General features: G+C 66.5%; 21 protein-coding genes. 6 read left to right on the forward strand and 15 right to left on the reverse strand.

Annotation, left to right across the window (positions count from 1 at the left end; genetic code table 11):
• From KDJ86_RS12150 to KDJ86_RS12160, 3 genes are all read left to right on the forward strand, one after another.
• Positions 1-810: GltB/FmdC/FwdC-like GXGXG domain-containing protein (locus KDJ86_RS12150; protein ID WP_521085286.1), on the forward strand; the 810-nt coding region annotated here is incomplete at its 5' end.
• A gap of 182 nt (positions 811-992) precedes the next feature.
• Positions 993-2411: a glutamate synthase subunit beta gene (locus KDJ86_RS12155; RefSeq protein WP_291745973.1), complete on the forward strand. Its 1419-nt coding sequence runs from the start codon at positions 993-995 to the stop codon at positions 2409-2411.
• Positions 2412-2475: 64 nt separating this feature from the next.
• Entirely contained in the window at positions 2476-3306 is an 831-nt protein-coding gene (locus KDJ86_RS12160; protein ID WP_291745975.1) for a hypothetical protein, read from the forward strand.
• A 20-nt stretch (positions 3307-3326) separates the two neighbouring features.
• Here the strand turns inward: KDJ86_RS12160 and KDJ86_RS12165 are convergent, their stop codons facing one another.
• The 3 genes from KDJ86_RS12165 to galE all read right to left on the reverse strand — a co-directional run bounded on the left by KDJ86_RS12165 (position 3327) and on the right by galE (position 7147).
• Positions 3327-4706, reverse strand: a complete 1380-nt coding sequence (locus tag KDJ86_RS12165) for an SGNH/GDSL hydrolase family protein (RefSeq protein WP_291745977.1) — start codon at positions 4704-4706, stop codon at positions 3327-3329.
• Positions 4707-4765: 59 nt separating this feature from the next.
• The gene (locus KDJ86_RS12170; RefSeq protein WP_291745978.1) at positions 4766-6004 is read right to left on the reverse strand and encodes a lytic murein transglycosylase; all 1239 of its coding nucleotides are present in this window, start codon (positions 6002-6004) and stop codon (positions 4766-4768) included.
• Between the two features lie 153 nt (positions 6005-6157).
• Entirely contained in the window at positions 6158-7147 is a 990-nt protein-coding gene (gene galE, locus KDJ86_RS12175) for a UDP-glucose 4-epimerase GalE (RefSeq protein WP_291745980.1), read from the reverse strand.
• 150 nt (positions 7148-7297) lie between these two features.
• Here galE and galU point away from each other — a divergent pair, with 150 nt between their 5' ends.
• Positions 7298-8182, forward strand: coding sequence for a UTP--glucose-1-phosphate uridylyltransferase GalU (galU, locus tag KDJ86_RS12180; protein WP_291745982.1), 885 nt, complete (start codon positions 7298-7300; stop codon positions 8180-8182).
• 27 nt (positions 8183-8209) lie between these two features.
• On the opposite strand, the gene KDJ86_RS12185 is transcribed toward galU, so the two are convergent.
• Positions 8210-9682, reverse strand: coding sequence for an outer membrane beta-barrel protein (locus KDJ86_RS12185; RefSeq protein WP_291745983.1), 1473 nt, complete (start codon positions 9680-9682; stop codon positions 8210-8212).
• Positions 9683-9851: 169 nt separating this feature from the next.
• On the opposite strand from KDJ86_RS12185, the gene KDJ86_RS12190 reads away from it, so the two are divergent.
• Positions 9852-10874 carry a KpsF/GutQ family sugar-phosphate isomerase gene (locus KDJ86_RS12190; RefSeq protein WP_521085287.1) on the forward strand — a complete coding sequence of 341 codons (1023 nt, stop codon included), beginning with the start codon at positions 9852-9854 and terminating at the stop codon, positions 10872-10874.
• A 24-nt stretch (positions 10875-10898) separates the two neighbouring features.
• Here KDJ86_RS12190 and KDJ86_RS12195 read toward each other — a convergent pair whose 3' ends face one another.
• From KDJ86_RS12195 to KDJ86_RS12220, 6 genes are all read right to left on the reverse strand, one after another.
• Complete coding sequence (locus KDJ86_RS12195; protein ID WP_291745985.1) at positions 10899-11348, reverse strand: NfeD family protein; 450 nt, start codon at positions 11346-11348, stop codon at positions 10899-10901.
• Positions 11345-12316 (reverse strand): SPFH domain-containing protein, encoded by a 972-nt coding sequence (locus tag KDJ86_RS12200; protein ID WP_291745988.1) that lies wholly within the window; start codon positions 12314-12316, stop codon positions 11345-11347. The genes KDJ86_RS12195 and KDJ86_RS12200 overlap by 4 nt, the downstream gene beginning before the upstream one ends.
• A 166-nt stretch (positions 12317-12482) precedes the next feature.
• Positions 12483-13535, reverse strand: coding sequence for a ferrochelatase (gene hemH, locus KDJ86_RS12205; RefSeq protein ID WP_291745991.1), 1053 nt, complete (start codon positions 13533-13535; stop codon positions 12483-12485).
• Between the two features lie 169 nt (positions 13536-13704).
• Positions 13705-15219, reverse strand: a complete 1515-nt coding sequence (locus KDJ86_RS12210; RefSeq protein ID WP_291745994.1) for a bifunctional metallophosphatase/5'-nucleotidase — start codon at positions 15217-15219, stop codon at positions 13705-13707.
• Positions 15220-15361: 142 nt separating this feature from the next.
• On the reverse strand, positions 15362-18820 hold the full coding sequence (locus KDJ86_RS12215; protein WP_291745997.1) for an indolepyruvate ferredoxin oxidoreductase family protein: 3459 nt from the start codon (positions 18818-18820) through the stop codon (positions 15362-15364).
• A 105-nt stretch (positions 18821-18925) separates the two neighbouring features.
• Entirely contained in the window at positions 18926-19429 is a 504-nt protein-coding gene (locus KDJ86_RS12220) for a GNAT family N-acetyltransferase (protein ID WP_291746000.1), read from the reverse strand.
• A gap of 164 nt (positions 19430-19593) precedes the next feature.
• Between KDJ86_RS12220 and KDJ86_RS12225 the strand changes: the two genes are divergently transcribed.
• The gene (locus tag KDJ86_RS12225) at positions 19594-20370 is read left to right on the forward strand and encodes a gamma-glutamyl-gamma-aminobutyrate hydrolase family protein (protein WP_291746002.1); all 777 of its coding nucleotides are present in this window, start codon (positions 19594-19596) and stop codon (positions 20368-20370) included.
• On the opposite strand, the gene KDJ86_RS12230 is transcribed toward KDJ86_RS12225, so the two are convergent.
• The 5 genes from KDJ86_RS12230 to KDJ86_RS12250 all read right to left on the reverse strand — a co-directional run bounded on the left by KDJ86_RS12230 (position 20371) and on the right by KDJ86_RS12250 (position 26343).
• The gene (locus tag KDJ86_RS12230; RefSeq protein ID WP_291746005.1) at positions 20371-21426 is read right to left on the reverse strand and encodes a nickel/cobalt transporter; all 1056 of its coding nucleotides are present in this window, start codon (positions 21424-21426) and stop codon (positions 20371-20373) included.
• Positions 21417-22067: a DUF1007 family protein gene (locus KDJ86_RS12235; RefSeq protein ID WP_291746007.1), complete on the reverse strand. Its 651-nt coding sequence runs from the start codon at positions 22065-22067 to the stop codon at positions 21417-21419. The genes KDJ86_RS12230 and KDJ86_RS12235 overlap by 10 nt, the downstream gene beginning before the upstream one ends.
• Before the next feature lie 81 nt (positions 22068-22148).
• Entirely contained in the window at positions 22149-23519 is a 1371-nt protein-coding gene (locus tag KDJ86_RS12240) for a TRAFs-binding domain-containing protein (protein ID WP_291746010.1), read from the reverse strand.
• Between the two features lie 23 nt (positions 23520-23542).
• On the reverse strand, positions 23543-24730 hold the full coding sequence (locus KDJ86_RS12245) for an amidase (protein ID WP_291746013.1): 1188 nt from the start codon (positions 24728-24730) through the stop codon (positions 23543-23545).
• 23 nt (positions 24731-24753) lie between these two features.
• A complete protein-coding gene (locus KDJ86_RS12250) occupies positions 24754-26343 on the reverse strand; it encodes a gamma-glutamyltransferase family protein (protein WP_291746017.1) in 1590 nt (529 codons plus the stop codon).
• Positions 26344-26350 lie beyond the last annotated feature (7 nt).

The raw sequence follows: 26350 nt of genomic DNA on the forward strand, positions 1-26350 counted from the left end.
ATGCTCTCGGGCGAAGTCGCCAAGCGCTATGGCTTCGACGGCCTGCCCGAGGACACGATCGCCATCAAGCTGACCGGAACCGGCGGACAGAGCCTCGGCGCCTGGCTGATGTCGGGGGTCAGCATGGAGCTCGTCGGGGAAGCCAACGACTATGTCGGCAAGGGCTTGTCCGGTGGCCGCATCGTCGTTCGTCCATCGGACGATTCCGGCATCGTTCCGGAGGAATCGATCATCGTCGGCAACACCCTCCTCTACGGCGCCATTTCCGGCGAATGCTATTTCCGTGGCGTGGCCGGTGAACGCTTCGCCGTCCGCAACTCGGGCGCCGTGGCGATTGTCGAAGGCGCCGGCGACCATTGCTGCGAATACATGACCGGCGGCGTCGTGGTCGTGCTCGGACGCACGGGCCGCAACTTCGCGGCGGGCATGTCGGGCGGGATCGCCTATGTGCTCGACGAAGACGACACATTCGTCAGCCGCTGCAATATGTCGATGGTCGAGCTTGAACCCGTGACGGAGGAAGACGACCTCCTCGAGCGCCTCCAGCACCAGGGCGGCGACATCGAGTATAAGGGGTTGGTCGACGTCATGTCGGACCTCAGCCGTCACGACGCCGAGCGGCTTCGCCTGCTGATCGCGCGTCATGCTCATTTCACCGGTTCGACGCGGGCTGGGCAGATCCTCGATGGGTGGGCGGACTACCTGCCGAAATTCCGCAAGGTGATGCCGGTCGAATACCGGCGCGCGCTGGCGGAGCTGGAGCGGCAGCAGCGCGAGGAAGAACCTCTCATGGCGGCCGCCGGGGAATGAAGGCGGGAAGCGGCGAAACCGACTCCGCCGCGTCCTGCCCCACGCCGGGATCATTGCATCCGGCGGTCGATAATCGCGTTCATGGTGACTCGGACCATGGATGTTTGTATTGGGGGCAGTTGTCGGAACCCGGTCCCAGGCCCGGGTTTCGTGGAATTGCCGATTGAGCGTGGAAAGCTGACGTGGGCAAGGTAACGGGTTTTCTTGAGATCGACCGGCACGACCGGAGCTACGAGCCGGCCGCCGACCGTGTGCGCAATTACCGCGAATTCGTCATTCCCCTGTCCGAGGAAGCCAATCGCAACCAGGCGGCGCGCTGCATGGATTGCGGCATCCCCTATTGTCACAATGGCTGCCCGGTCAACAACCAGATCCCGGACTGGAACGATCTCGTCTATCACGGCGACTGGCAGGAAGCCCTCCGCAACCTGCTTTCGACCAACAACTTCCCGGAATTCACCGGCCGTATTTGCCCGGCGCCGTGCGAGGCGGCCTGCACCCTCAACATCATCGACAGCCCGGTCACCATCAAGACGATCGAATGCGCGATCATCGACCGTGGCTTCGCGGAAGGCTGGGTCACGCCCCAGCCTCCGGCGAAGGAGACGGGTCGTTCGGTCGCCGTCGTCGGTTCGGGACCGGCCGGCCTCGCCTGCGCCCAGCAGCTCCGTCGCGCCGGCCATGCGGTCCACGTATACGAAAAGAACGCCACCCCTGGCGGGCTGCTGCGCTACGGCATTCCCGACTTCAAGATGGAAAAGAGCAACGTCGCCCGCCGCGTCGCGCAGATGGAGGCGGAAGGCGTCGTCTTCCATTGCAACATCCACGTCGGCGTTGAGCTGGAGATCGGCGAGCTCGTCGCCCGGCACGACGCCGTCGTTCTCGCCGGCGGCGCGGAAAAGCCGCGGGATCTGCCGGTACCGGGGCGCGATCTCGACGGCGTGCATTTCGCCATGGAATTCCTGCCGCAGCAGAACCGCCGCGTCAGTGGGGAGCCGCTTGGCGAGGTCACCCCGATCCTCGCCGGTGGCAAGCACGTCGTCGTCATCGGCGGCGGCGATACCGGCTCCGACTGCATCGGCACGTCGATCCGCCAGGGCGCCCTTTCCGTCACCCAGCTCGAGATCATGCCGCAGCCGCCGGTCAGGGAGAACAAGATGCTGACGTGGCCGGACTGGCCGCTGAAGCTTCGGACCTCGTCGAGCCAGGAGGAAGGCGCCGAGCGGGATTTCTCGGTTCTCACCCAGAATTTCGGAGGCAAGGACGGCAAGGTCACCGCGCTGAATTGCATCCGCGTCGACGAGAAGATGAAGCCGATCGAAGGGTCCGAATTCGCCATCAAGGCCGACCTCGTCCTTCTCGCCATGGGCTTCCTCGGGCCGGTCCAGGACGGCATGATCGACGCCCTCGGCATCGAACTCGACAAGCGCGGCAATGTGCTTGCCGACACCAATGCCTATCAGTCGAGTCGCGACAAGGTCTTCACCTGCGGCGACATGCGGCGCGGCCAGTCCCTGGTCGTCTGGGCGATCCGCGAGGGACGTCAATGCGCCCGCTCGGTCGACAAGCACCTGATGGGCGAGACGCTGCTCCCCCGATAGGGACGGATAACCTTTCGCTAACCAAGACGCGGTTACCAATGGGTAAAGCCCATAGGACCGCGTCATGGCGAAGAAAAGCACGCGAAAGACCGCTACCGGACCGTCCGGCGAGAAGAACGGCCCGGCCGATGTGAAGGCCGGGGCACACGCCGAGGCAGGGGCGGAGCCCGCGCCCGGCGCCGAGGCGCCGAAGGTCGAGGCCACCGAAGCTCCCAGGCCCGGCGAAGCGCCGGACGCGAAGACGGTGTTGGCTGCCCCGAGAAACGAGCCGGCAATGTCGCCGGAATCCGCCGAAGCCGACAAGACCGGCGCACCGCCAGAACCGGCGAAACAACCGGAAATCCCGGTGTCCGCCGCCCTGATGGCTGCGGCAATCGCCAATCGCCGCCGCTTGGCCCGGTGGCTGAACAGCCGTGCGGCCGTGGTCGCCGTCGCGGCCGGACTGGGAGCCGTCGTCGGATCGGTGGTCTCCAGCGGTCTCGGCCAGGCCATCGCCATCGTCACCAATGACGGAGGCTCCGAAAGCGCCCTCCGCGCCGGCATTGCCCGGCTCACGACCGAGGTGGCTTCGCTCAAGGCACGGCTCGCGGGTTCGGACGACGCCGGTGCAACGCAGCGACTGCTGGCTGGCGCCGACATGGCCGATGCCGGCGATCCCGCGCTGGTGTCGCCTGAGATCACCGGCTCGATCGGGGTCGCTTCGCCTCCGGTCGCCGAGGGCTGGACCCTGTGGCGGGTCCGCAACGGGCGCGCCCTCGTCCAGGGCGACAGCGGCTATTTCGAGGTTGCGCCCGGCTCACGGCTTCCCGGTCTCGGCCTTGTCGAGCGAATCGCGCCCCATGGCGACGGTTGGGCGGTCGAGACCCGCGGCGGCCTGATCCTGCCGCGAGGATAGGCGCCGCCCCTTCGAAGCGGCTATTGCGAGGACTTCGAGACCGGCGTCAGCACCGCGGCGCCGTCTCCCTGGCCCTCTTCGCCGACAAGCGCGGTCTCATCCATGGCATCGGCTTCCTCGGCGGCCTCGGGCGCTATGAAGACCGGGCTCTCGCGGCTCGACGGCGGCCAGGCGAAGTCATCGATCCGTCCCACCACCGTCGGCGGCGCCTCGCCCTTGACGATGAGCCGGTATTGCGGGGTCTCGTCCTCTTTCGCGAGGGGCTCGTCGTCGAGCTTGGGCAACGTCAGCGCCTTGCCGCTGACCGGGTCGAAGATGACCGGATCGGGCTCACCCGCCAGTTCGCCGCTGCCACCGGGCAACGGATCGGCCAGCGACAGGACCGGCCCGACCAGCCGCTTCTTGCCGTCCGGCCCGATCTCGATCGTGCTCGACAGGGTGACGGAGGCGAGGATGTCGATCGCTCCGGCTCCGAAGCCGGTCTCGCGGCGGATGTCGCGTTCCACGTAATAGGCCAGCTTCAGCTTGCCGGCGCTGGTATAGTTCACGCCGTCACGCGTGCGCAGCGCCTTGACCTGGCCGTCGATATCCGGACCGCTGGTGATGAATTGGCCACTGGCGTTGGTGAAGCCGTTCCACAGGTCGACATAGTGGCCGCCGGCCTTCTCCACGGCCGGCTTGTAGAGACCGTTGAAATAGGCCATGTCAGCCGTCGCCTCCGTCCCGCGCAGCGGCGGCAGGCTTACCCAGAAGAACGGCCGGCCATAGATGTTCAGCGTGTCGACCAGGCCCGCCACCCGCTGGCTGTAGATTTCCTCCCACTTTTCGGAACCGACGGGATAGGTCTCCTCGCCGGCGGCGATTTCCTTGCGGTCGTTTGCGCCGAGGGCAACCACGACGACGTCCGGCGACTCCTCGTTGAGGATTCCCAGGATCTTCTGGTTCCAGTCGAAGTCGTCCTTGGCTACCAGGCCCGACGAGCCGTCGGTCCGCTCGACGACCGCGAGCTTGGTCTCCTTGGCGAGCGCCTGATCGAGGCCCCAGGCAAGCCCGGAAGCCAGATAATCGCCGACGATCAGGATCTTGTGCGCGTTCTCGTCCTTCTCGACGACGTCCGCGGTCTTCACCGCCGGCGCCGCGGTGGTCGTCCGCCTCTTCTGCGACGAGGAGGTCGACCTTCGCTTGACCGGCGCGGAAGACTTCTTCCGGACAACCGGCGCCCGCTTCGTCTCGGTCTTCTTCCGCGAGCCGAACAGGCGTTCGAAGAGCCCCGGCCGCTTCTTCTTGGCCTGGGCAAGCTGGATTTCCTGCGCGACCGCGGGCGTTACGTCGGGCAACACCACCGCGATCGCGATCAGGGCGACAATCAGCGCGAATATCAGCTTCCGGGGTGCCAACAAGTAACCGGTATCCAGTTCCGGCCGGTTCGACCCGGCTCCCAACAATCGCCCCGGCTAGACTATCGGCTGGCCTCCAGACGCTGCAAGACCATTACCGAGTCGACGCCGTCCGGGACAAGGCCGACCTTCATCTGGTAGTCGCGAATCGCATTGCGGCTGCCGCTGCCGATCTTACCGTCGATTGGGCCATCATAATGGCCGCGGGCGGCCAGGAGCTTCTGCAGCTTCTCCTTTTCCGCGGTGGTCAGCGGCCGTTCGTTCCGGGGCCACGACGCCTCGAACGCATCGCCGCCGCGCAACCGGTCCGAGAGATGGCCGACGGCCAGCGCGTAGAAGTTCGAGTTGTTGTAGCGCTTGATGACGCTGAAGTTCTTGATCAGCACGAAGGCCGGCCCCTGGGCCCCGGCGGGTACGAAGAGGGTCGCCGAGTCGCCCTGCCGCGGGAAGTTCTTGCCGCCGACCCTGTGGACGCCGAGCTTCTGCCACTCGCCGAGCGAGCGGCTTCCGCCCTTCTGCACCAGGCTATAGTCGAATCCCTTGTCGAATTCGACTTCGTAGCCCCAGGTCTCGCCGTTCCGCCAGCCCATCTTGTCGAGATAGGCGGCCGTGGAAGCGAGCGCGTCAACCGGCGAGCGCCAGATGTCGCGGCGGCCGTCGCCGTCGAAATCGACGGCATAGGCATTGTAGGTTGTCGGGATGAACTGGGTGTGGCCCATGGCTCCCGCCCAGGACCCGGTCATCGCAGCCGGCGTCACGTCGCCCCGCTGCAGGATCTTGAGGGCGGCGATCAGCTGCGTGCGCCCGAATTTCGCCCGCCGGCCACCCTGATAGGCCAGGGTGGCGAGCGAGCGGATCGTGCCCTTGACGATCTTCGGGTTCTCGAGAACCTCGCCATAGTGGGACTCGACACCCCAGATCGCCACGCAGATGTGCCTGTCGACCCCGTATTTCCGCTCGATCGCGGCAAGCTGCGGCCCGTATTGGGTCAGCAGCGCCCGGCCCTTCTCGATGCGATCGTCGGTGACGGTCATATCGAGATAGTCCCAGATCTGGGTCTTGAACTCGGCCTGGGAGCCAGCGCGCTTGAGAACGTCGGGATCCGGCGTGAAGCCTCCCAGCGCCTTGTTGTAAACGCTCCACGAGATGCCGGCCTTTTTCGCCGTTGGCCAGAAGGATTTCACCCACTGCGACGGGCTCGTCGCCGCCTCGGCGGCGCCGGCAAACGTCAGCAATGCCAGACTCAGCAGCAGGGCCGCGAACTGCCCGATTCGCAGTCCGGTGGCGTTTTCGGTGGTCATGTGATCACCTTTCGTCGAGCCGCCGCCCCGCCCGAATTCGCAATCCAATACTATTCCGCGGGAGGAGCGCGGCAACCCCTCTTTAACGATCTAGATAGGGTCGGATTGGGACAAATTGGAGTTAACAACTGGTGAATTTCGCCGGATTGCGACCTAGCGCTGGTTCCGCCGGCCGAGCGCTTCTTCCCATTGCAGGGCGTTGGCGACAATTCCCTCCAGGTCGTCATGCTGCGGCTTCCAGCCGAGCTCGCGGATGATCCGCGCCGGGGAGGCGACGATCGCCGCCGGGTCGCCCGGGCGCCTCGGACCGATCTCCACCGCGAAATCCCGGCCCGACACGCGCTTGACCGCGTCGACCACCTCCAGCACCGAGAAGCCGTGGCCGTAGCCGCAATTCGCGACCAGGTTCCCGCCGCCGGAACGAAGGTGGCGCAGCGCCTCGCCATGGGCGGCGACAAGGTCGGTGACGTGAATGTAGTCCCGCACCCCCGAGCCATCCGGGGTCGGATAGTCGGTCCCGAAGACGGTCAGGCTGTCGCGCTTGCCGAGGGCCGCCTCGCAGGCAACCTTGATCAGGTGGGTCGCCCCCTTTGTCGACTGTCCGGTCCGGCCCGCCGGATCGGCGCCTGCGACATTGAAGTAGCGCAATGCCGCATAGGGAAGGCCGTGCGCCGCCGAGGCATCGGCCAGCATCATCTCGGTCATCAGTTTCGACCGCCCATAGGGCGATTCCGGCGACAGCGGCACATCCTCGTCCACCGGATAGGTCTCCGGCGTACCATAGACCGCTGCGGTCGACGAGAAGATGAAGGCGCCGATGCCGGTGCCGACCGCGGCTTCGATCAGCGCCCGCGAATTCACCGTGTTGTTGAGGTAATATCCGAGGGGATCGGCGACGGATTCGGGCACCACGATCGAGCCGGCGAAATGGATGATCGCATCGACGCCGCTCTCCTCGATGACGCGACGGAGCAGGTCCAGGTCGCCGCAATCGCCCTGGATCAGCCGCGCCTCGGGGGCAATGGCCCAATCGAAGCCGGTCGTCAGGTTGTCGATCACGACGACATCTTCGCCGGCATCGCAGAGATGCCAGACCATATGACTGCCGATATAGCCGGCGCCGCCGGTAACCAGAACGCTCATGCCGCGCTTATACGGTAGCGGCGCGCGACGTGCAGCCACTCTTTCCGGCCTGGGTCAAAAAAACCCCGATCGCGGCGGCGGGTAACGAAAATGTATCATCCGTCGAGGCATAGTCCCGCCCGACGGACCAATTTCATGAGGAATCACGACGTGCCAGCCCCCATCCGCAAAGCTGTCTTCCCGGTCGCCGGTCTTGGCACCCGTTTCCTGCCCGCGACCAAGGCGATGCCGAAGGAAATGCTGACGGTCGTCGACAGGCCCCTGATCCAGTATGTGGTCGATGAGGCGCGCGACGCCGGGATCGAGCATTTCATCATGGTCACCGGCCGCAACAAGGCCGTGATCGAGGATCATTTCGACATCGCCTACGAGCTCGAGGCAACGCTGAAGGAGCGCAACAAGACCGCCGCGCTGGACGGGCTGCGCCGCGATCAGGTCGGTGGCGGCGAGATGACCTTCACCCGCCAGCAGGAGCCGCTCGGCCTCGGCCACGCGGTCTGGTGCGCCCGCGAGATCGTCGGCAACGAGCCCTTCGCGGTCATCCTGCCCGACATGATCATGCGCGGCGAGACGAGCTGCCTCGACCAGATGCTGAAGACCTATCACGAGACCGGCGGCAACCTGATCTCGGTCGAGGAATGCGATCCGTCCGAGACCGCCAGCTACGGGATCGTCGGAATCGGCGAGGCCGTGGGCAACGCCTATCGCATGACGTCGATGGTCGAGAAACCGAAGCCGGAGGACGCGCCGTCGAACTTCTACATCACCGGGCGCTACATCCTGCAGCCGGAGATATTCGCCCTGCTCGCGGAAGGCCGTCGCGGCGCCGGCAACGAGATCCAGCTCACCGACGCCATGTTGCGGCTGCTCGAGACCCATCCCTTCTACGCCTGTCCGTTCAGGGGGCGGACCTATGACTGCGGTTCGAAGCTCGGCTTCCTTGCCGCGAATGTCGCCTTCGCGCTCGAACGCGACGAGCTTGCCGCCGATTTCGCCGCCGAGGCACGGGCACTCCTCGAAGCCGCCGGCCGCTGATTCCGCCAGCGCCCGGACGAGCCCGGATCAGCGGTAGACGCGAAGATCGACGCGAATGGTATCCGACGCATAGTTGTCGGACCGCTTCGTGCTGTCGCGCCATTCGTGGACGTAGCCGGCGGCGATCTCGGAGTAGCGGTTGATCTTCCAGGTGGCGTCGAAGCCTAGCTGATACGTCCAGTCGATCTGGTCGATGCCCTGGTAACGCCGATAGCGCGCCGCCGCATTGGCACCGAGATCGACATTGGCGCGCCAGGCATAGGCATATTCCAGCCGGCCGTCATAGACGATTGACCCCGACGAGTTGCGCCTGGTCGTCGGATCGATCGCCGTCGAGACATCCGCGGTGATCGTCGAGAGATGGCCCGGCGACCATGTCAAGGATCCATCGACCGCAAACGCCGTGATTGATTTCAGCGCGTTGTCGTCGAAGGTGTCGCGGAGGTACCCGACGGCGATCTCGCCGGAGGAAACCGGACCGCGGTCGAAGGCGAAACCGGCCCGCAACCCGTCGCCATGGCTGGAGCGCCGGATGCCGTTGTCGTCCTTCTTCCGGTCATACAGCCGATTGGAGAGCTGCGCCTCGACAAAGGGAACAAAGGCCTCGCTGACCTCGTATCCCGCCCGCAGCGTCGCTCCATAGAGGGTGTTGTCGCGATCGCGCTGGTCGTAGCTCTTTCCGCCTGACTTCGCCTCGTCGTAGGCTTCGCGGTCGGCGCTCACACCGAAGGTGAAGACGCCCGGCCCCGCCGTTCCCGACAGCGCCGCGGAATTGTTGAAGTGATACCGGTCCGGGGCCTTGTCGACCCCACCCGGCAGATCGGGGTCGGACAGACCGTCGCGACCGTATCGAAAGCTCGACCGCAAATCCGCCCCCCAGCCGTCGGCCAGTGCCAGCCCGAGCGTGGCGATGGCTTCGGCTTCGGGAGCGTTGTCCGACCCGTCCGAATACACCTCCTGGGAGCCGCGCAGCAGCAGCGTCGCCTCGTGGCGCGACCAATCGGACCGGATCAGGACCTGAGGGGCGATCGCCGCGAGCCCGGCGTCGCCGCCGCCTGGGGCATCCGTGGCGTTGGTGGTATAGCCGGTACCGAGGCTGACCTCGGGAAAGATCAGGAAGCTCCCCGCCCTGATCCCGAGCGGTGCATAGGGGGCATCGTCCGCCGTGCGCCGGAGCGCGTTGCCTGCAACAAATGCCGGAGGATCGGACGTGTCGATCACCGCTTCCGGCAGTACCCGGGTGCTGGTCGCCCGTTGATTCTCGATCGCGCCGGTCACGATGGCATCCGGGTTCGGCGAAGCGGCCTCCCCGGCCGCAGCGGCTTCATCGGCCTTTTCGCCGGGAACCGCGGCTGCGACGGGCGCGCCCGGGTTGATGTCGGCGATCGTCGTCCGCAGCCCGCCGGATATGGGCGAGGCCGATTGTCCGTTGGCCGCGGACGTCGCCAGAAGCGACGCGACGACCCCCGCTTTCAGGGGTATGATGACACTGATACGCATGACACCGGCCCCAGGGAACGATGGCGCTGCCGACGGAGCGCTTATACTTTCCGAACCGTAAACAGCGATGGTTAATGGACTGTTGTTGACTGCGGGCTTGCGGCCCTTTCTCGGAACGGCCGATTCCTGCTAGACACGTCCACGAAATCAGGAAAGGCAGGTCACGGGCTTGGTTACACTCCCTGGCAAGCGGGCAATCGAGGTGGTCTCTTCGCAGCCGGATGCGCCTGTCTCGGCTTCGGCGCGCCGTACGCTGGAAACCGAGCGCGCCGGCCTCGTCGCATTGCAGGCCGCCCTCGACAATGGCCTGGCGGCACCGTTCGACAAGGCCGTGTCGCGTATTCGCGACGGGTCCGGCCGGGTGGTGGTGACCGGGCTCGGCAAGAGCGGCCATGTCGCCCGCAAGATCGCAGCGACGCTTGCCTCCACCGGGACGCCGGCCTTCTTCGTGCATCCATCGGAAGCCAGCCATGGCGACCTCGGGATGATCACCACCGAGGACGTCATCCTCGCCATGTCCTGGTCAGGCGAAACCGCGGAGCTCCGCGGCATCGTCGAATACTCGCGCCGATTCCACATCCCGTTGATCGCGATGACGGCGACCGCCGAGAGCTCCCTCGCCCGCGAATCCGAGATCGTCCTGCTGCTGCCCCAGGTCAAGGAGGCTTGCCCCCACGGGCTCGCGCCGACGACATCGGCAATGATCCAGCTTGCCCTCGGCGACGCGCTTGCCATCGCATTGCTGGAAAGCCGCGGCTTCACTGCCGAAGGCTTCCACGCCTTCCATCCCGGCGGCAAGCTCGGCGCCAACCTCAAATTCGTTCGCGACGTCATGCATGGCGGCGCGGCGATACCGCTTGTCGCCGAGGATACGCTGATGTCGGACGCGATCCTGGTGATCTCCCAGAAGAGCTTCGGCTGCGTCGGCATCGTCGACCGGGACGGGCGCCTGGCGGGGATCGTCACCGACGGCGACCTTCGCCGTCACATGAGCCCCGATCTCCTCGGCCGGAACGCCGTCGACATCATGACCCGGGCGCCGAAATCCGTGACGCCCGACACCCTTGTCGGCGAGGCGCTGGCGCTGATGAACAACGCGTCACGCCCCTTCACCGCCGTCTTCGTCGTCGAGGACGACAAGCCGGTCGGCATCGTCCACGTCCACGACCTGCTGCGGATCGGCGTCGTCTGACCGCCGGATCCGGCCCTTCCGCACTCAGTCCTCGTCGCGTCCGACGCTCAGCATGGCTCCGTCGTGGCCGATCACCTTCACCCGCGTGCCCGACGGCAGGTCGGGCCCCTTCACGCGCCAGTTCGCGTCATTGATCCGGATACGGCCGACCCCGTCGACGATCGGCTCGGGCAGCACGTAGCTGCGGCCGACCATGCTGTCGAGACGCATGTTGAGGTGCGGTTCGTCGCTCTCCGATCGCCGGGCGAAATACCGGCGCCCGACGATCACCAGAACCAGCGACAGGACAGCGAAGATGAGGAGGTCGATCTGCCACGAGAGGTCGCCGAACAAGGCGACGACGCCGGTCAGGATGGCCGCGATGCCGAACCAGACGAAGACGTTGCCCGGCAGCAGTATCTCGAGCGCGAGCAGCAGCACGCCCGCGATCCACCACGCCCAGGCACCGAGCTCCTCGAGAAGGTCGAGGATCACGTCGAGCCCCCGCCACCCGTCGACGGCACCCGGCCGGACCGGCGCTGCGCCGCCTCCTCGCCGAACGAAGCCTTGGCGATTTCGGCAATGCCGGTCAGCGAACCGATCAGCGAGGCGGCCTCCACCGGCAGCATCATCACCTTCTGGTTCGGCGCGGAGGCAAGCGACTCGAGCGCCTGGGTGTATTTCTGCGCAATGAAATAGTTCAGCGCCTGGACGTCGCCGCCGGCGACCGCCTCCGAAACCACGCGCGTCGCCATCGCCTCGGCCTCGGCCGACCGCTCGCGCGCCTCGGCGTCGCGGAAGGCCGCCTCGCGCCGTCCTTCGGCCTGGAGGATCTGCGATTGCTTCTCGCCCTCGGCCTTGAGAATCTGAGAGGCCCGCTCGCCCTCGGCCTCCAGGATCTGGGCGCGCTTGTCGCGCTCCGCCTTCATCTGCCGGCCCATGGCGTCGACGAGATCGCGCGGCGGCTCGATATCCTTGATCTCGATGCGCGTCATCTTGATGCCCCAGGGCGACGCGGCGGCATCGACGACATGCAACAGCCGGTCATTGATGTCGTCGCGCTTGGACAGAAGCTCGTCGAGATCCATCGAGCCCATCACCGTCCGGATGTTGGTCATGGTGAGGTTGAGCAGGGCGTTTTCGAGCCCCTTCACCTCATAGGCGGCGCGCGCCGCGTCGAGCACCTGGTAGAAGACCACGCCATCGGCGGAGACCGTGGCATTGTCACGGGTGATCACCTCCTGGGTCGGGACGTCGAGCACCTGCTCCATCATGCTCATCCTGGCGCCGATACGGTCGATGAAGGGGACGATCAGGTTCAATCCCGGCTTCAGCGTCCGCGTATACCGGCCGAACCGCTCGACCGTGTAGTTGGAACCCTGCGGGATCGTCTTGATGCCCGCGAACAACACCAGGATGATCAATGCGACGACAGCAATGACGACCCAATCAAAGCCGAACATTCCTCGACCTCCGTTTTCGAATCAGACCGCGCACCGCGGTGGAAAGCGCAGTCTATCGCGGATTGCGCCAACCATGCGGTCGCGCATCCTTCCGGTCCTTCATGTATGAAGCCGGGTGGATATCCGCCACAAAAACCGGCAATGCCGAAGCGCTTTGCCTGCCGGGTCAGATCCAGCCGGCAAGCTCGCGCCGCGCCAGATGCTCGATGAGCCGCATGCCGGGCTCGCTGTCGTTGAGGCAGGCTATCGCGGCATAATCCTCGCCGCCGGATTCGCGGAAGGTCTCGCCGCCCCGCATCGCGATCTCCTCCAGCGTTTCCAGGCAGTCCGCCGAAAAGCCCGGCATGATGACGGCGAGGCGCTTCGTCCCGCTCCTGGCAAGGTCCGTCACCGTCTCCTCGAAATAGGGCTGGAGCCACTCGGCCTTCCCGAAGCGCGACTGGAAGCAGATTTTCAGCCGCTCCTCCGGCCAGCCGAGCGTCTCGCGCAGGAGCCGCGTCGTCTTCTGGCAATGGCAGTGATAGGGGTCGCCCTTGTCGAGATAGTCGCGCGGCAGCCCGTGGAAGGAGGCGAGCACCAGCTCCGGCTCGAAATCGAGCCCGGCGAGGCCGGCGGTCAGCGAGTCGGCCAGCGCGTCGATGTAGACGGGATCGTCATGATAGGAAGGCAGCGTGCGGATAGCGGGCTGCCAGCGCATCGCCTTGAGCGTGTCGAAGGCCACGTCGTTGACCGTCGCCGTCGTCGCCGCCGCGTATTGGGGATAGAGCGGCGCCACCAGGATGCGGTCGCAGCCCTGCCCCTTCAGCGCCTCGATCCGCTCGCCGATCGCCGGCTCGCCGTAGCGCATCGCCCAGTCGACCACGACGCCGTCGCCGGCAAGCCGCGCGGCGAGCTTCTCTGCTTGCGCCCGGCTGATCGTGATCAGCGGCGCCTCGTCCCGTTCGTCGTTCCAGATCGTCCGGTAGGCATGCCCGGTTTTTTGTGGCCGCGTCGACAGCACGATGCCGTTGAGGATGAGCCACCAGAGCGGCCGCGCGACCTCGATCACCCGGCGGTCCCAGAGGAATTGCTTGAGGTAGCGGCGGACCGACCGGTAGTCGGTCCCCGACGGCGAGCCGAGATTGACCAGCAGCACGCCGACGCGCCCGAAGCGGACGGGCGGATGGCCGGCGGGCATGTGTCCGGAGGAATCGGTATCAGTCGGGGATTCTGCGTTCATGCCCAGCGGTTCTCCGCCGTCAACATAGGGGGCTAGCGACAAATATCCACCTCTGGCGGTGCGATCCAAAAACGAGGAAAAAGGGCCTCTGAAAAAACCGCTTCGGCACCTGCTCCACCGGGCCGTGGGGAGGGGGACGAAGGGTCCCCCTCGGGATCGGCGGTCCGAGTTATTGCAGCACGATACGGCCCTCGACCTTCGCGTCGACCTTTCCGGCCGCGGCGACATAGGCGATGACATCATTCGCCATCAGGTTCCCAACCTTCGGGCCGATCAGCACCTTGCCGGCAGCAAGCGCGGTATAGCCGTCGCCGCCATGGAGCATGAAGTCGTTGGTTGCGACCTTGTAGGTTCCGGCGGGATCGAGCGGTGCATCGCCGACCATTACCGAGACGACACGGCTGCCGGCCGGTTTCTTGGGATCGGCGACGATCCTGAGGCCCGCAACCTGCGGGAAGCGGCCGGCGCCGTTCTCTATCTCGCTGAAGCCGTTTTCAAGCGCATCGAGAAGCTGCTGGCCACTGACCTCGGTCACGACGGTGACGTTGCCGAAGGGCAGTTCGGTCAGGATGTCCCGCCGCGTCAGCACCGTCCCGGCCTGGTATTGGCGGTCGGCGCGGATGCCGCCGCCATTCGTGATTGCGACGTCGGCGCCATTGGCGCCGCGCATGGCATCGGCAATCAGATTGCCGATCGCCGCTTCCTGGCCACGCACGACGTTCCGGCGCGAGTCGAGAGGACCCACGGTCGTGCCGATCTCGATATTGAGGCTGGCATCGAGCTTCGTCGCCAATTCATCGACGAGTTTCTGGGTGGGCGGATCGGGCGTAACCGTCTTGGTGTCAATGAACCGGAACGACGGCGTCCAGGAGATCGAGCGCTTCCCGTCCTTCTCGGTAACCATCACCTCCAGATCGAGCGGGCTCAGGAACTTGGCCTCGGTCGACGTTTCGACATAGGCGGTGATGCCGTCGTAACCGGTCATGTAGTCGTGATCGTCCCCGGAGATCAGGACATCGAGCGCATGGCTGGCCATGATGGCGCGATCATATTCGTGATCGCCCTGGACGACGCCGATCACCAGGTCGGCACCTTCGTCGCGCGCCGCTTTCGCGCCGGCGATCGCCGATTCGACGGTTCCGCCAAACTTCCAGTCTCCGGAACTCGTGACCTCCGGCGTCGTATCCTGGGCAATGGGGACCAGCGCGACCTTCAGTCCGCCAATGTCCTTCATGATCGTGCCGCCGAGGCCTTCGATCGGTGATCCGTCTGCGTGCGTGACGTTGATCGCAGCCCAGGGATATTTCGACATCTTCATCTTCTCGAGGAAGTTGTCCGTCCCGAAGTCGAACTCGTGGTTGCCCGGAACGGCGATATCGAACGGCACGAGATTGGTGAGTTCGATCGTATTCGCCCCCTTGTCGAATCCCGAAAGCAGGGAGGGCGACAGCATGTCGCCGTCGAACACGTATAACGTGTTGGGATTGTTTTCTTTTTCCGCCTTCGCCACGGCGTTCAGGCGGGCGAAACCGCCGCGGTCCTTCACCCCCTCGAAATTGTAGATGTCGCCGACGCCGAGGATGGTCAGTTTGACCATCTCGGCATGAGCAGGCGTCATCGCCAAAGCGCCAAGAATCGTCATCCCCAGCGCGGCAACCGAAACCCTCTTCATCGAATATGCCATATCGTTTCTCCTCTAACCGGGCGGCATGACCTGCGCGAGTATCCCATATCCGGCCGTCACCGCGGTCCGCCGGCTGGATATCCTTACCGCAGGTCCACATGCGGCGCAGCCGACAGAGGTGGCTCAGGGGGCCACTGGCAGGCTATTCCGCGGCGACGGCAGCCGGAGGACCGGCGGTGACGAACGTTGCGAGCCGGCTTGCCCTCTCGCTATCGGCCCTTTCCGCGGCCGCCTGCTTGACGTGACCGTAGCCCCTGATCGTCTCGGGATAGCGGGCAAGCGCGACGGCCGCGCCATGATTGCCTGCGGTCAGGCCGGCGACGATCTCTTTCAGCGTCTCGCGATACTCGGCGAGCAGGCGCCGTTCCAGCCTGCGGTCAGGTGAACCGCGGAAAGGATCGAAAGGCGTTCCCCGCAGGCGCCTGAAGCGGGCAAGGATGCCGAAGGCGTTGCGCATCCAGGCTCCATAGCTCGACTTGACCATGTGGCCGGTCTCCGGATCGGTACGGGCGAAGAGCGGCGGCGCGAGGTGGAATTCGAGCTTGTCCCACGACGCGAATTCCCGGCGAAGCTGGCGTTCGAAGGAGCGATCGGCGAACAACCTTGCCACCTCGTATTCGTCCTTCGCCGCCATCAGCTTGAACAGGTTGCGGGCGACGGCGGTCGTCAGGTCGTCGCGACCCGGCGCGGCCTTCGTCTCGGCTTCCCTGATCTCGGCGACAGCCTCCGCGAAGCGCCTGGCATAAGCCGCATTCTGATAGCCGGTGAGGAACGCGACCCGCCTTCGGATGATGGTATCGGGATCCTGCGGCTCCCCTTCCAGGATACGGCCAGACCTCTGCTCCGCCGCCGCCGCCACCACCTCCGGCTCGATCGCCGCCCGCCGCCCCCAGGCTAGCGCCGCCTTGTTCATCGCGACGTCGACGCCGTTCAGCTCGATAGCCCGTTCGATGGCGGCGGGTGAAAGCGGGATCGCGCCGGACTGGAGCGCCAGGCCGAGCATGAACATGTTGGTCGCGATCGAGTCGCCGAGCAGCGCGGTGGCGATGCGGGTCGCTTCGATGGCCGCCGTCCTTCCCGGTCCCGCTCGATCGCTGATCGCCTGGATCAGCCGGCGCGTCGGCAGGGTCAGGTCGGGATCGTGCGTGAACTCGCCCGGATAGGTCTCGTGCGTATTGACGAAGGCGCGGGTGCGACCCGGATCGATCGCGGCGAGCGATCGCGCCGACCCCGCGACGACCATGTCGCAGGCAAGCAACGTGTCCGCGCCCCCGGCCGCGACCCGGATCGCGGTGATCCCAACCGGGCTCGGCGCGATGCGGATATGGCTGGTCACGGGCCCGCCCTTCTGGGCGAGGCCGGCCATATCGATCGCCCCGACGCCCTTGCCCTCGAGATGCGCCGCCATGGCGATCAGCGCGCCAATGGTCACGACGCCGGTCCCGCCGACGCCGGTGACGAGGATGGCGTAATCCCTGTCGAAGGCGGGCATTGCCGGCTTGGGCAGATCGAAATCGACGTCGATGCTGCGCTCGTGCTGCCGTGGACCGTGAACCGTCACGAAGCTCGGGCAGAATCCCCTGAGGCAGGTAAGATCCTTGTTGCAGGAGCTCTGGTCGATGGCGCGCTTGCGGCCGAATTCGGTTTCGACCGGCACGATGGCGACGCAATTCGACTGGACCCCGCAATCGCCACAGCCCTCGCAGACGAGCTCGTTGATCATCACCCGGCGATCCGGATCGGCGAGCTTGCCGCGCTTGCGCCGTCGGCGCTTCTCGGCGGCGCAAGTCTGGTCGTAGATCAGGACCGAGAGGCCATCGGTCGCCGCCAGTTCCTCCTGCGCGGGGCCGAGCTCGTCGCGATGGACGACCGTCGTGCCCATCGGCCAGGCCGAGGAGTCGGGATAGCGGCCGGGCTCTTCCGACACGATGATGATGCGGCGGGCGCCCTCGGCGCGCACCTCGTCGGCAAGCTGCGCGACGCTCATTTCCCCGTCGACCTTCTGGCCGCCGGTCAGGGCCACCGCGTCGTTGACATAGATGCGGTAGGTGATGTTGACGCCGGAAATCGCCGCCGCGCGAATGGCGAGGCTGCCGGAGTGGTTATAGGTGCCGTCGCCGATATTCTGGAAGACATGGTGCCGCTTCGAGAAAGGCGCTTCGCCGACCCAGTTCGCCCCCTCGGCGCCCATATGTGTATAGCCTTCGGTCGAGCGGCCGACGCGCTGGACCATGAAATGGCAGCCGATGCCGGCATAGGCGCGCGATCCCTCCGGAACGACGGTCGAGGTGTTGTAGGGACAGCCGGCGCAGAAATAGAAGCCGCGGGTCGCGATATCATGCCCTTCGGCAAGGCGCTCCTCGGCCGCCTTGAGCCCGGCAAGCTTGCGGTCGACCTGCATATCCTGTTGCTTCTCGAGGACGCGGTCGCCGATCGCAATGGCGATGCGGTTCGAATCGAGCGCCCCTTTCGAGGGCAGCAGCCACCCACCGGCCTCGTCGTGCTTGCCGACGACGACCGGCTGGTTGCGGGCGCCGTAGAGGATTTCCTTGACCTGAGTCTCGATCAGCCCGCGCTTCTCCTCGACGACGATGATCTTCTCGAGACGCGTGGCGAAATGGCGGATCGTATTCGGCTCGACCGGCCAAGTGCAGGCGAGCTTGAGAAGCTTGATGCCATGCGCCGCGGCGCGGGCCTCGTCGATGCCGAGATCATCGAGCGCCTGGAGGACGTCGAGATAGCTCTTGCCCGCGGTAATGATCCCCAGCCGCGGCTCGCGACCGCCGGCGAGCACCAGCCGGTCGGGCACGTTGACCCGCAGGAAGGCGAGCGCCGCCGCGAGCTTGCTTTCGTGGAGGCGCTCCTCCTGCGCCAGCGGCGTGTCGCGCGGCCGGATGGCGAGGCCGCCCGGTGGCATCCGGTAGGCGCCGGGGATGATGGTCGCCACCCGATCGAGCGAACCGTCGATCGTCGCGGTCGATTCGACCGTGTCCTTGGTGCATTTCAGGCCGACCCACAGTCCGGTGAAGCGCGACATGGCGATGCCGAACAGCCCGAAGTCGAGGATCTCCTGGACCCCGGCCGGCGACAGGACCGGGATCATCGCATCGACGAAGGCGTATTCGGACTGGTGGGCGGTGGTCGACGATTCACAGGTATGGTCGTCGCCCATCAGCGCCAGCACCCCGCCCCAGGGCGACGTGCCCGCGAGATTGGCGTGTTTCAGGGCGTCTCCGGAGCGATCCACGCCCGGTCCCTTGCCGTACCAGATGCCGAAGACACCGTCGAAACGCCCTTCCCCGCGCATCTCGGCCTGCTGCGCCCCCCATATCGCGGTCGCCGCCAGGTCCTCGTTGACGGCGGGCTGGAAGACGATGTCGGTACCGGCCAACACATTGGCGGCGCGGGCGAATTGCTGGTCGAGGCTGCCGAGCGGCGATCCCCGGTAGCCCGTGACATAGCCGGCCGTATGCTTGCCCATGCGGCGGTCGCGGGCCTGCTGCATGAGCGCCAGCCGGACGATCGCCTGGATCCCGGTCAACAGAATCCGGCTCTTTCCGAGGTCGTATTTGTCTCCGAGCGAGACCTCCGCGAGAGCCATCGAGCCTCCGTCCTCCGGGCGCATTCCCGCCATGATGGCCGGGTCGGCGGAAAGGTTCAATCGCCGACCGCTCCCGCCGTCCGATTCACCGCCGGAAGCCGGCGTTTACCCGCCGTCGAGCTGGAGAATCATGTATCGGGCGCCCGCCCCGTAGCTGTCGAGCTTGCCGGCGGGGAGACGACCGCTTGCATCACGGAAACCGAGCGCGCGCCAATAGCCCTCGCCGATGACCGAGACCAGCGACGCGGTTGCGAATCCCTCCGCGGCGGCATGGCCGAGAAGCCTTTCCATGATCCGCCGCCCGGCCCGCTTCCCCCGCATTTCCGGCATCAGGGCGATGTCGTGAACATAGAATGTGTCGGGCCGTGACGGCAGCTCGCCGAGGAGGATGTCGAGTGTTGGCGGGCGGTTCAGCATCCAGGGGTGGCTGATCGCATAGCCCGCCGGCGCGCCATTGGCGAAAACCAGAACCCCTCGCGGATAGAGCGCCAGCCGCTCGGCGAAGATCGCCGGCCGCTCCGGATGGCCCGGATGCACGGCGGCCGCGATCTCGATCATCGCCTGAAGATCGTCGATCCGTGCTTGCCGCCAATCCGGTGCGTCGCTCATGCCATGCCGGCTTTCTTGACAAAGTCGGGACGATCCATTCCTTGGTTTCATTCTGCCTGCCGCTTCGCCTCCCGAAGCGGCGATCGGGACAAGCAGCCGTCGTTTTCCCGAGAGAGTCAACCTGACGGAAGCCGAGCCTCTACTCGGCCATCGTGTTTGCAGACATGGATCAACCACCGCTCATCCTCGTGCCCGCCGACGTCAAGGATATCGACGGCTATCGCTGGCACACAGCCGCCGAACCCTATCTGCGGGCGATCGCGACGGGATTCGGGGGAATCCCGGTCATCCTGCCGTCTCTCGCCGATAACATCGCCGTCGATGCGGTGCTCGACCGCGTCGACGGCGTCCTGCTGACCGGCAGCCGGAGCAACGTCCATCCCGAGCGCTATGGCCAGGCGCCCGACCCGGCGTCGGAGCCCTATGACACGGCGCGGGACGCCATGGTCTTCGCGCTGATTGGCGCTGCGCTGCGCAAGGGTATTCCCCTCTTCGCCATCTGCCGGGGGATGCAGGAGCTCAACGTCGCGCTCGGCGGCACGCTGGTTTCCGAGCTCCAGGACCTGGAAGGCCGCGACGATCACCGCGCGCCGGTTTCCGACGTCCAGGCCGAACGGTTCGCGATCCGCCAGGATGTATCGATTGCCGCGGATGGCGAGCTCGCCGGCATGCTCGGCGCGGAAACAATTCGCGTCAACTCGCTTCACCGTCAGGGAATCGGCGATCTGGCATCCGCCCTGGCGATCGAGGCGACCGCCCCCGACGGCACGATCGAGGCCGTGCGGGTCGTCGGCTCGCCCGGTTTCGCCATTGGCGTTCAGTGGCATCCCGAATACTGGGTGGCGAGCGACCAGCCGTCGGCCCGCCTTTTCCGGGCATTCGGCGAGGCCGCGCGAGCCTCGATGGCCCGCCGGCAAGGTGCCCGCGACGCGGCTGAATGATCAGCCCGAAAACCGGGCCGACAGCGCACCGCCGAGAAGGAGCAGCCCGAGCAGGAGCACCGCCAGCGCGCCGGCTATCTCGATCGCCCGGAGCACGCGGTGCCCGGTTTCGCTCTCGCCACCCGCGAGCCGGGCGGCGACGCCCTTGGCCGAAACCGCAAGCGTCGCCAGCGCGGCGACGGTGATCCCCGTGCCGACCGCCATCACGAAGGTCGCCGCGACGCCCGCGATGAACAGCCCCTGGGAGAGGGCGAAGACCAGGATGATGATGGCTCCCGAGCAGGGCCGGATACCGACACCGAGGATCGCCGACCAGGCCTTCGCCAGCGGATTGCCGGAGGTCGCGGCCGCCGGCGCGGCGGCGGCAAGCGCCTGGCAGTGGTCGTGGTGATGATGGCCGTCGTCATGGTCATGCCGGTGGCCATGCTCATGGTCGTGATGATCATGGCGCGGCTGCCGGGTATCGGCCACGGGAACGTGATGGTGATGATGATGATGGTGGTGGTGGCCGCCGCCGACCGTCTTCGACCACAGGAGCCACGCGCCGACCGCCGCGACCAGCGCATAGCTGCCGATCTCCAGCCAGTCGGTCGCCGCCGTCATGGTCTGCGCCGTCACGTTGAGGATCGCCGCGGCGATCCCGACCACCACCACCGCCGTCACCGCCTGGACGAAGGCGGCGGCAAAAGCGATGGCGATGCCGCGGCGGACCGTCTCGCCCGACGCCACGAGGTAGGAGCTGATCACCACCTTGCCGTGCCCCGGACCGGCGGCGTGGAAGATGCCGTAGAAGAAACTGAGGCCGAGCAGGGCCCATACCGCCGCGCCACTGTCCTTGAAGCTCGAAAGCGCCGCGGTCAGGCTCTGGTAGAATTCACGCTGGCGCTGGGCGATCCAGAAGAAGACCGGGCCGAGCGGGCCGCCGAACCCTCCGCCACCGCCATCCGGCGTCGCGATACCGAAGGGCGATTGCGCCGCCAGGGCGCTGGCGGCGAACAGGCAGACCGCGATCGCGACGGCGACCGAGACCGCCAGCCTGTCGCGCCTCAATCGCACGATATCCGGATGAGGCTGGCGAGCCCCGCCGCGGCGTCCTGCAACGCCGGCGGAAGGTCGCGCTGGTCCGCGGGGATGGCGCTCAGGATCGCCATGGTCTCGGCGTCGAGCTCGTGCGGTGCCTGATAGGCGGCGCCGCAGCTCGCCGGCGCATCGACGAGCGTGACCGGCGTATCTTCCACGAAGTTGAAGGCGACGAAATATTCCGGATCGAAGACCTCGAGCGTCGTCGCCTTGCCGACGGCGACCGGCGTCTTGAGCGGCAGGGTGTAGAACAGGGTCAACCGGCCGCCGTAGAACTGCAGGAAATATTCGGTCGGCGGGGTGAAGCCGATCGACTTGTCGCCCACCGTCAGGAAGGTGAAGAAGTCGAACTCCTTCAGGGAATCGACATTGACCTTCGCCAGCGGCGCCAGTTCCGCGTCGCTCAGTTCGCCGTCGCCGTCGGCATCGAGCCCCTGGATGGCGAAAGCGGTGAACGCCTCGTCGAATTGCCAGATGTTCCGGATCGCGCTGATCTCCCCCGCGGGATCGAAGACGACCTCGGCGCGGGCATCGACCAGCACATGCGGATGCGCTCCCGCGCCGGTCCCACTGGCCAGGAAAGCCGTTACGGCAAACGCGGTCCTGATGAATCGCATCCGACTGATCCCCTTGCCTTCAGACTGGATGACTGCGGCTTTATCGAGGCGGGAGACATGCTCTGGCTGCGCCGGTTTGTCTCAGCCCGCCGCCTGCATCCGGGATTCGGCATCGGCGAGTGCTTCCTCGATCTCGACAAGCCAGGCGACGTCCTCTCCCCGCGCCTCCCGCGCCTCGCGGATAAGCCTCAGGTTCCGCGCCGTGGTCGCCGGCTCCCAGGGCTCGCGCACCAGCGACAGCGCATGGGCGGCGGAATCCTCCGCCCCCTCCTCGTCCCGCGCGAGGACCGCGAGTTCCAGCAGCGTCGCGTGATCCCAATAGTCCCCGGCATTGCCATCGTCGCGATTGGCCCTCTGCGACGCGGCGTAGCGGACCACCGGCAGGAGGTCATTCTGGGCGGGATCGGGCTTGTCCTGCAGCTCCATCAGCGTGACGGCGTTGATGCCGGGATAGGCGTCGCGCCAGTCCGCCTCGAACCCCGCCCGATAGGTCTCGATCGCGCGCTTGAGGTAGCCCCGCGCCGGGATTCGCTGGCCGTCCTTCCTCGCCTTTTCCCAAAGGTCCTTGTAGACGCGGCCGAGCAGCCCGTTGGTCTCGCTGTTCGGTCCGAATTCCCGGATCACCTCCGTCAGGACCTGCTCCGCCTCGTCGGAACGCCCGACACGGTTGAGGGCGAATCCGAGTTGTTCGCGCACCAGCCGCGCGTGCTGCAGTTCCTTCGGCATGCGGGCATGGAGAGCGATCATCTCCCGACATCCCTCGGCCGTGCCGATCGCCCGAAACGAAAGCAGAAGGTCGACGATGATGCCGGCCTCGACATGGCGGAGATCGGCCAGCCGCGGGTCGTCCGCGACGGCCCTCACGGCCTCGACCCCCTTCTTGCGCGCGGAGGCGAGCGCCGTCCGGTATTCCTTGGCGATCTCCACCCGGTCGCGGAAGATATCCGTCTTGGCGTGATCGACCTCGATGCGCGGCATGCCATCGATCATCTGGAAGAGCGGGCTGTCGTCGTGGGCGTTCTCGTTGGCGGTCGTGAGCCGTTGCGCGATCAGGCGGATGTCATTCTCCGCGTCGACGATGCCGCCGCTCGCGTCAAGCCTGTAGGGAACGCCGCGCTGCTGGGCGATATCGAAGGGAAGCGCGGTATTGTCGGCGAAGATGATCAGGGTGCTGCGTGGCCTGAGGGCATGACGGATCCCCAGTTCGTAATAGACATTGGGATTGGCGCCGGTGACATCCGCGACCGCGTAGTCACACAGCATGAGCCGTTCGAACATCGGTTTGTGGATGGTGCCGCCGATCTCCTCCTGATCGGCGCGGACCGGATCCATCCCCGCCGCTTCGATCGCCGGCGCGATGATCTGGTTGTAGACGGCATCGAAATCGATGATCCGCCCGGTTCCTTCCGGTTTCCGGCCGAATGGCATCAGGACGAAACAGAGAGGCTTCATCGCTTCGACCCTTCGTTTCCGGACTAGCCCGAACCCATTGCCTTCCGCCCGAGCGCGATCAAGGCACGATCGCGCCCCGGCGGCCCGACCAGCGACAGGCCGTACGGCGCCCCGTCGATCGTCGCAACCGGAAGCGATATCTGCGGCAGGCCCGCCAGGCCGGCGGTGCATAGCATCGACAGCGCCCTCGCCCTGAAGGTTTCCAGCTCCGCCTCGCTCGACCGGACGAGCGGAGCGATGGTCGGCAAGGTCGGCCAGACGAGGAAACCGTCATCGCCCAGGATGTCGAGCATCCGATCGCGTATCCGCCCCCTCTCCGCGGTCGCGGCCTGATAGTCCGAAGCCGACACCCGGCTCGCCGCCTCGAAGCGCCCGCGGACCGCATCCATGAGCCTGGGCTTGCGCTCCTCGATCCATGGTCCGTGATACCGCCACGCCTCGTAGCCCTGCACGGTTCGGAAGACGCGCTGCCACTCGGTCAGGCCCTCCTCGGCGAGGGTGACCGTCTCCGGCTGGCCGTAGATCGCGGCGAGCCTGTCGACGAACGGCTGGACCGCCGGCAGGGCCGCCGGGCTCATCACGCAGGTGAGGATATCCCCGGCGGCCATCATCCTGGTCAGATCAGGTCCCGCCACGTCGTCGCCGAGCATCACCGCGCCGACCCTGTCATAGAGGTCGATGTCCCGCGTGAACCAGCCGACGGTGTCGAGGCTCTCGGCGAGCGGCATGACCTTGTCGATGGCGACCCGTCCGAAGCTCGTCCGGAGCCCGACGATGCCGCAGAAAGAGGCCGGCGCCCGCACCGAACCACCGGTATCGCTGCCGAGCGCGATATCGGCGAGGCCGGCCGCGACCGCCGATGCCGAGCCCGAGGAAGAGCCGCCGGGAACCCGGTCCGGGGCCGCCGGATTGATCGGTGTTCCGTAATGCGTATTGGTTCCGTCGAGCGAGAAGGCGAGCTCGGCCGTGTGCGTCTTGCCGACGAACCGGGCGCCGGCATCGAGCAGCACCTTGACCGCCGGCGCATCCTCCGAAGCAACGCCGCCCTCGGCACGACGCTCCAGGTTGCCGCAGCCTGTCGGATAGCCGGCAACGTCGAAGATGTCCTTGACCGCGAAGGTCAGCCCGGCCAGCGGCCCGTCCCCGGCATTCGGCACCGGCGTGTCGTCATAGTCGACAAAGGCATTCACCGGATCGGAGGGAATAAGCATGACTGGAACCTGTCGGTTGGCATTCAGGCCGCGACCGCTTCGCCGTCGCATCGGGGGTCCGATGCGCCCGTGAGCCGGCCGTCGGCGCGCCGGATGATCATTCCGGCATGCCCCATACCATCGGAATAGGGCACGTCGAGAACACTGATTGTATGACCCGCGCGCTCGAGAGCGGCAAGGAGGTCGGGATCGAACCGGTTCTCGACCTCGACTCCGGTCTGGCCCTCGCCCCATGTTCGTCCCCAGCGCCAGCGCGGCGCGTCGATCGCCTCCGCCGGGTCCATGCCGAAGCGGACATGGCGGGTGAAGATCGCCGACTGGAACTGCGGCTGGCCGTCGCCGCCCATTGATCCATAGACCATGCTGCGGCCGTCCTTGAACCGCGCGAAAGCCGGATTGAGCGTATGGAAAGGTTTGCGTCCCGGGTGGAGCGGATTGGCCGAACGCGGATCGAGCGAGAAGCTGATGCCGCGATTCTGCCAGGTGACTCCGGTCTTCGGCAGCACCACGCCGGAGCCGAATTCCCAGTAGAGAGACTGGATGAAGGAGACGGCAAGTCCATTGGAATCGATCGCGCCCATCCAGATGGTGTCGCCGTCCCCGTTGCCGGGCGGCCATGGTCCGGCCCGTTTTCTATCGATGCGCTCCGTGGCTTCGTCGAGCCATCCGGCCTCGAGGTAACGCCCGATCTCGCCCGCGTGGTCGGGATCCCGGATCTCGCGGTCGCGGACGGCGAAGGCCTGCTTGGCGGCTTCGATCAGTCCGTGGACATGCTCGAAGCCTTCTCCTCGCCGGACGCCGAGCCTCTCGAAGATCGCGAGGATGATCAGCGAAGCCAGCCCCTGGGTCGGTGGCGGCGTGTTGAACAGCGTCGCGTCGACCAGCGGCACGGACAGCGGCCCGGTCAGGCGCGCCTCCTGCTTGCGAAGGTCCTCGCGGGTCACGAACGAACCGGCCTCCTCGAGGTCGGCGGCCATCTCGGCGGCGACGTCGCCGCGATAGAAATCGGCAAATCCGGTCCGGGCGAGATGGTCGAGCGTATCGGCAAGGCGCTCCTGCACGAACACGGCCCCGACCTCGCGCGGCTTGCCGTCGGCCATGAAGTGGTCGGCAAACCCCGGCACGCCGGTCAGCGACGACCGGTCGTCGGCGATGCAACGGGCGAAGGACCGCGTGACCGGGCTTCCCTCTTTCGCCTGGCGGATCGCGGCCTCCAGCAGTTCGCCGCGCGGAATACGGCCGCCAAGCGCCGCGGCGACCTCGCTGGCGAGCAGCCAGCCGGATACGGCACCGGCGACGGTCAGCGCGGCCTCCGCCCCGCGCACGGGTATCTCGTCATGGCCCAGGGACCGGTAACGCTCGATCGTCGCGAGCGATCCCGAGCGGCCGCAGGCGTCGATGACGCGCGGCGGCCTGCCCGGCTCGGCGATCAGGAAGAAGGCGTCGCCGCCGATGCCGTTCATATGCGGGTAGACGACGGCGATGCTGGCCGCCGCCGCGATCATGGCCTCGACGGCGTTGCCGCCTTCCCTCAGGATGTTCGCCCCGGCCTCGGCCGCCGCCCCGTGGGGGGCAACCACCATGCCTTTCTCACCGACGGAGGTTTCCGGCATATGCGGC

Origin of the sequence: Bauldia sp., assembly GCF_020442045.1 — a bacterium.
Classification (GTDB): Bacteria; Pseudomonadota; Alphaproteobacteria; order Rhizobiales; family Kaistiaceae; genus Bauldia.